At 36.1% G+C, this 5,218-nt stretch carries 4 protein-coding genes; 3 read left to right on the top strand and 1 reads right to left on the bottom strand.

Annotation, left to right across the window (positions count from 1 at the left end; translation table 11 throughout):
* The coding region (otsB, locus tag AAC037_RS19345) for a trehalose-phosphatase (protein ID WP_339904913.1) at positions 1 to 519 on the top strand (519 nt) is incomplete at its 5' end.
* 183 nt (positions 520 to 702) lie between these two features.
* Here otsB and AAC037_RS19340 read toward each other — a convergent pair.
* Entirely contained in the window at positions 703 to 1,416 is a 714-nt protein-coding gene (locus tag AAC037_RS19340; RefSeq protein WP_339904911.1) for an NUDIX domain-containing protein, read from the bottom strand.
* 1,298 nt (positions 1,417 to 2,714) lie between these two features.
* On the opposite strand from AAC037_RS19340, the gene AAC037_RS19335 reads away from it, so the two are divergent.
* Positions 2,715 to 3,500: a carboxypeptidase-like regulatory domain-containing protein gene (locus tag AAC037_RS19335; protein WP_339904909.1), complete on the top strand. Its 786-nt coding sequence runs from the start codon at positions 2,715 to 2,717 to the stop codon at positions 3,498 to 3,500.
* On the top strand, positions 3,412 to 5,218 hold a 1,807-nt coding region (locus AAC037_RS19330), incomplete at its 3' end, for a SusC/RagA family TonB-linked outer membrane protein (RefSeq protein ID WP_339904908.1). The genes AAC037_RS19335 and AAC037_RS19330, both read left to right, overlap by 89 nt.

The raw sequence follows: 5,218 nt of genomic DNA, 5'->3' as shown, positions 1-5,218 counted from the left end.
ATGATTGCCGAACATGGTGTTTGGCTAAAAAGAAAAGACCAAAAAGAAGATTGGATTTTATATGCTGAGGTGGATGACAGTTGGAAAGAGGACATCAGAAAGGTGATGGAGTATTATGTACTGCGTACCCCTGGAGCTTTAATTGAGGAAAAACACCATTCCCTTGTTTGGCATTTTAGGAAAGTGGAGAGTGGACTAGGTGATCTACGGATGAGAGAATTGTTTAGTCACCTGAAATACATGGCCAGAGGACATAATTTACAAGTCCTGGAAGGCAATAAGGTCCTTGAAATCAAAAGGCCGGATATTAATAAGGGGCGTGCAGCAACAGCCATGATGAAAGGAGAGGATTATGATTTTATCATGGCCCTGGGAGATGATTGGACAGATGAAGATACCTTTAAGGCCATGCCAAAGAATGCTTATACCATTAGGGTGGGCTATACCTACACGCAGGCCAATTACAATATAAAAAATCCGCAAGCAGTGCGTGAATTGCTGAAAAGTTTATTGGAGTAAAACGGATTTAAAATTTTACGCTGAAAAAGATGAGAACCGTAGTGTTTTAATAATGCTACGGTTCTTTTTATTTTCTATCCATTGAATTGTGCCGGCTATTATTGGAAGTTTGCTATTATAGTGCGATGACATATCATTGGGTGATCGAATCTCTGGAATGACAAAACTATCAACCTATTTCCCTTATTCTATTAGGGAAGGTATTTCACTTTTAGGAATTAGGTTTAGTGTTCTTTGAAAATTCTCCTTGTAAGTAGAAGGGTTCAAAGTATAGTAGAAGGCGCCCTTTTTTGAAGCGGTCATGTCTTTTTCTTCAATTTTTTGAATGATTTTACTGGAGAGCAATTTTCGGGTAAAGTTTCGTTTGTCAATTTTAGTGGCAAACAATTTTTCGTACAATGTTTGAAGTTTGGGCAATGTAAATTTCTCCGGCAATAATTCAAATAGGATGGGGTGAAAGGCAGCTTTGCTTCTTAACCTATTAAAGGCCATTTCGACCATCTCTTGGTGGTCAAATATTAATTTCGGAATTTGGTCCATTCGAAACCAGCGGGCTTGGAAATCATCGTGTGGCTGGTGTTGGTATTTTTTAATATCAATTAGGGCCATATAGACTACACCTACAACTCTTTCTATGGGGTCTCTATTGGGTTTGCTGAAGGTGTGCATTTGTTCCATAAAGACATTTTCTAAGCCTGTGAGTTCATATAGAATTCGATTGGCTGATTCATCAAGGGATTCATCTGCTTTTAGAAATCCGCCCATGAGGCTCCATTTTTCTTTTTCGGGAGAAAATCCCCTATGCACCATTAATAAATTGTAATCTGTACCATCAAACCCGAAGATTATACAATCCACAGCCACTAAAACCCTGGTTTGACTCGAATATTTAAACATTGCTAATTTTATTTTTGTTAATAAATAACCCAATTAATGGGAATGTCAATAATATAAACTTCACTAAATGAGTAACGTACCCGTGAAGTTCTTAGTTCTAATTACTTAATTATTTATGGTTTTATTGCATTATTGCGATTCGGTAAATTTCGCTATTTTTTTTAAATGTACTCTTATTTTTAACCAAAAAATTCAATGATTACATTAATTTAGAATATTTTGGTTTAAAAAAATGTCGTAAAATACTAGGTGATTATTTTTTTTATATTTAACGGATTATTTTACTGCATTGTTGTTGAAAATTATAAATTCTAGGGGTAAGGTTTTTTGACATTTATTTTGGTTAATTAATTAACTTGGCGGTCAATACCTCAGCATGCCCATAGGGTAGCTTACCTTTTTTAAATAAAATCCAAATATTGTTACATTACTACATACTCGTTTTTACAATTGATAGAGGTTGAATTTTGGGTAATAATTAAATTAATTCCTCCGATTTTTTTAATCTCAGCTTGATAGAAATCAAATTAACGGTGGAATTGGTGAGATTTTAATGAGAAAAGGCAGGTTTCGTTAAATATTTGCACAAATACATTCATATAACTTTTTCCGATTGGCTGTTAATCACAATCGGAAAATATTTAAAATGTTCAATTTAGATCGGTGGCTTATTGGATCAAAATTCTTCACTAATTAGAAGGATAAAGTTTTTTTCTTTTTGTAATCGACTAAGAGAGGATTAACTAATTAATTAAGTTTTTTTGTCTTTAGAAATAACTGATGAATTTGTGAATTAAATATAAATTATTTACTCTATGATATAATAAAAAAAAGGATGTCTTGGGCATGAAGCCTGATTAGTTGATGGTCGTAAATTCACCGTTAAAACTTTTTTTTGACCACTAAAATTAACTAGTAGGGATTAATTAAAATTTAACATCTTTTTGAGGGTTTAAACTAAAACGTTAATGTTAAATTGTTTCTTGAATATTTACATTTTTTTTTGATTAATTTTTTTCTTTATAAAAATATAACTAAACTTCGACAATGTAAAATTTCGGAGAAACCTAAAATAACCATTCTTTCCCAAGTAAATATGGTTTCATTCAGTTAGATTTTACTTAAACTTAGAAAATATAAAGTATTAGGTCTATTTGCAGATCAATATTTTGATTTATAAAAGTAATTTTGAGAACTATACTTAACGATGCCTATGAAAGAATAATTCAGAAAGAGTTACAACAAAAATTCGGGAGAAGGTCCTGAAAAGAATTAAAACAATTAACAAATAATCCACTATGAAAAAAAGTTTACATTTTTACCGGGTCATGCAACCGATGTCATGGCTACCGGCAATCCTTTTTTGTTTGTTTTCCGTGGGATTAAAAGCCCAGACGGAAGGTTTAGACAAAAATTTGGAAAACATAAAAAAGGTACCAACGGAATTGGCCAGTGCTAAGAATACGAGTGCTGAGGCTGATATTACCGTATCGGGTACCGTTACAGATGAAAATGGCATGCCAATACCGGGAGCAACAGTTTCAGTTCCCGGAACCACCATTGGTACTGCAACAGACTTGGATGGTAAGTTTTCAATAACTGTTGACGAAAATGCTAGCATTGTATTTTCATTTATTGGTTTTGAAAGCCAAACCGTAAATGTTGGCAACCGTAGCACAATCAATATTACCTTGGTAGAAGATACCCAGTCTCTTGATGAGGTGGTAGTAGTAGGTTATGGTACCCAAGAGAAAGTTAACCTTACAGGTGCTGTTGGTGTAGCCACCAGTGAAAGGCTTCAAAACAGACCTATTGCCAATGTAGGCGAAGGATTGCAAGGTGTAATACCAAACCTTAACATTGCTCCAAGAAATGGTGACCCTGCACAAAGCCCTAGTTTTAATATCAGGGGATATCAATCCATTAATGGAGGTTCTCCACTTATATTGGTAGATAACGTACCAATGGATCTGAATAGGATCAACCCAAATGATATTGAAAGTATTGAAAGATGCTTCAGCTGCTGCCGTATATGGAGCAAGGGCTGCATTTGGTGTGGTATTGGTAACTACCAAAAGTGGTAAGGCAGGAAAAGTAAGGGTTTCTCTTAATAGTCAAATGTCATTGGCTAAACCTATTTTCAATATGGATCCGGTGACTGATCCTTATGAGTTCGTTCAAGCAAGAAACCTTGCCAATATTCGTACCAACGGAGTACCTAGCTATGATCAAGACATGGTAGATGGTACCAAAAGATGGTCTGAGAACCCAATTCCTGAGAATGAATGGGGCGTTGCAAATGGTAGTCTAAGATTTTATGGGTTTAATAATTACCAGGAAAATATCATGACCACCTTTGCACCTACACAGCAGCATGATCTTTCTATTTCAGGTGGATCGGAAAATGCCAATTACTTTGTTTCTTTAGGTTACCTTAACAAAGATGGTTACTTGGATTCAGACAGAAATGAGAATTTTAAGCGTTATAATATCTTGATGAAGGCAGAGTTTAAGGTTACAGATTGGTTGACCTTGGATGAAAAGATTGTAGTTAATTCTCAACAAAGTGATAAGCCTTATTTCTATAACTGGGATGTAAATATCAACTCCCTGGCCAGGGTAAACCCAATTATGCCTATTCAATTTCCCGATCTCCCTTACTACTTGGAGCCAGGAGATAGAGACCAGTATTCGCAGTATATCGATATGTATTTTGGAGGTACCAACTTTTGGCCTTACTTGGAAAATGGTGGACGATCCACTTGGACCAACAATGACATCTGGTTGACCCAAGGGGTAACCCTTACACCGGCAAAAGGATTGACCGTTAAGTCAAATTTCTCCTATAATTTCTTCCATAGAACAGCCCAACATGTGGCAAGTAAGATTGAAATTGTAGATACTAACTTACTGGCGGCAGACATGGTGAGCAATGGTTTTAGTGGTAATGATTTTATCAATGAGCAAAGCAATTACAATCAATACTATGTATTCAATGCTTACGCAGATTATAAATTTCAGCTACCTGAAATTCATAACCTGACCACTATGGTAGGTTTTAACCAGGAGTGGGGGCAAAATAAATACATCAGGGCACAAGCCAATACACTATTGACTCCGTTGATTACAGACCTGAATGCAACTACAGGTATGCAACAGACTTTCGGAAGCAGCAGTCATGTGTCTTTAAGAGGTGCCTTTTATAGGGTCAATTATATCTTTGATGAGCGATTCCTTCTGGAAGCCAATGGCCGTTATGATGGAACTTCAAGGTTCCCTTCAGAAGACCGTTTTGGATTTTTCCCTTCATTTTCTGCAGGTTATAGAATTTCCAATGAAAGCTGGATGGCTAGCACCAAAAACTGGATGGAAGAACTTAAGTTAAGGGCTTCTTATGGTACCTTGGGTAATCAGTTGCTAGGTAACAATTATTATCCGTATATACCTACAATGGGTATCGGTCAGTCAGGTTTTATGTTGACAGCAGGTCAGCGTACTCCATTTGTTTCTGCTGCAGGTTTGGTTAGTCCAACCCTTACTTGGGAAACTGTAGTATCCAAAAACATTGGATTGGATGTAACTTTATTTGGTGGTAAAATTGACGCTTCTTTGGATGTATACTCAAGGGAAACCAAAGACATGTTAATGCGTAGAGATTATCCATCTATCTTGGGAACCAGTGCTCCTCAATCCAATGCAGCTGACTTAAGAACTACCGGTTGGGAATTGGCCCTAACCTGGAAAGATCAGGTTAACAACGACCTAAATTATGACATCACATTGGCTTTGTCTGACTGGTCGG

It is taken from the genome of uncultured Cyclobacterium sp. (genome assembly GCF_963976465.1).
Lineage (GTDB): Bacteria > Bacteroidota > Bacteroidia > Cytophagales > Cyclobacteriaceae > Cyclobacterium.
The sequence above is the reverse complement of the archived record's forward strand: the minus strand, read 5'-3'. Positions and strand labels throughout refer to the sequence as shown.

Excerpts from the sequence above, each read along its gene's own strand:
- AAC037_RS19335 (WP_339904909.1), top strand. The coding sequence starts at position 2,715 with ATGAAAAAAAGTTTACATTTTTACCGGGTCATGCAACCGATGTCATGG.
- AAC037_RS19340 (WP_339904911.1), bottom strand. The coding sequence starts at position 1,416 with ATGTTTAAATATTCGAGTCAAACCAGGGTTTTAGTGGCTGTGGATTGT.